This is a genomic window from Streptomyces sp. NPDC002130, from assembly GCF_040296465.1.
Taxonomy (GTDB): domain Bacteria; phylum Actinomycetota; class Actinomycetes; order Streptomycetales; family Streptomycetaceae; genus Streptomyces.
This window is the reverse complement of record NZ_JBEOXI010001026.1, coordinates 1-1,214: the sequence shown is the minus strand read 5'-3', so window position 1 is coordinate 1,214 and position 1,214 is coordinate 1. Positions and strand designations below refer to the sequence as shown.

The 1,214-nt window shown below is 61.9% G+C and carries 2 protein-coding genes; both read right to left on the bottom strand.

Annotated elements, in window-relative coordinates; all coding sequences use genetic code 11:
- A partial coding sequence (locus ABT116_RS48075; protein ID WP_351647811.1) for a hypothetical protein occupies positions 1–310 on the bottom strand: 310 nt, incomplete at its 3' end.
- The coding region (locus tag ABT116_RS48070) for an SGNH/GDSL hydrolase family protein (RefSeq protein ID WP_351647809.1) at positions 307–1,214 on the bottom strand (908 nt) is incomplete at its 5' end. The genes ABT116_RS48075 and ABT116_RS48070, both read right to left, overlap by 4 nt.

The window sequence follows — 1,214 nt, the reverse complement described above, 5'->3', positions numbered from 1 at the left end:
GCCCTGCCCGAGGGCGCGAGTGACGACGTCGCCCTGCTGGCTCTGTCGGTTCCCGCTCCCGACCAGGCCGCCGCCGCAACGGGGGCCGGTGCTGCGAGAACTCGTCACCTTGGAACGGGCTCGAATCGGCATTGCCCAGAGTGGTCGGTGTTCCCCAACCTGGTGTGGTGAGGAAGAGTTCGGTCGAGGACTTGAAGGTGGTCGGCGTGAGCAATGTCAACAGAACGCCTGCCAGCAGGCCGAGCACTGTCGAGATGCCCACGACAATCCACCTGTCACGAAGGACTTCGAAGAAGCCGGACGGGTTCATCGGAGAATTCCCCCATCGGGCGCGCCCTCGCGAATCACACCGGAGGTAGTCAGCGATTCCACCAGTTTCTGAGCAATCACAGCATTCCCCACTGCATTCGGGTGCACACCATCCTCGAATTTCAATGACGCGAGGTCGACGTCGGCGTACCAACCGTCGGCGACAGGATCGATCACGGTCGCCGCTACCGATTCCCCGTAACTTCGCAGCGCTGACACGAATTGCTCGTATCCTTCGTACGGCACTGGTGTGACGTAGGTCGGCACGATGATCACCAGACGCGCATCCGGCCATGCGTCCCGGACGGCATCGATGTACGACGTCATGACGGGAAACAAATCCATCGGAGTCATGTGCAGATCGTTTCGCCCACCGTCCACGAAGATGATGTCCGCTCGATACCGCTCGATCGACACTGGTAGGCGATTCGCGAATCGTGTTGTAGTTCCCTGATACTCCGGGGCGCCGTCGTTGGTGAAACCGGTGCTTCCCTGTGCATCGACATTGCAGTTCCACCCCATCCGGACGCAGATGATTCTCGGGTACGCCCCGAGCCCGATTCCGTTGATACCCGCAGTGAAGCTGTCGCCGAACCACATCGATGCCGGCGCCGTGTCCGGCTGCAACTGAGGAACCGTTGTCGCTGTAGTGAGGGCGGAACGGCCGTTTTCGGCAGCAGAATTCTGACGCACGGCCAGCGCTGTCGCACAGACGACCAATACCACCAGCAAAGCAAGACCCGTGATTTCCAGCGGGCGGCGACGGGCAGAGATTCTCGACGAGAATCGGCTCGTCCGAGTCATCGAGTCGCCTCCCGTCGTGAGACGAAGAAGCAGACCAACGAGTGGGCCGACCTGCGCGCCGCGGAAGTGGTCCAGCGCCTGCGCGAACTCGGCCTCGACCC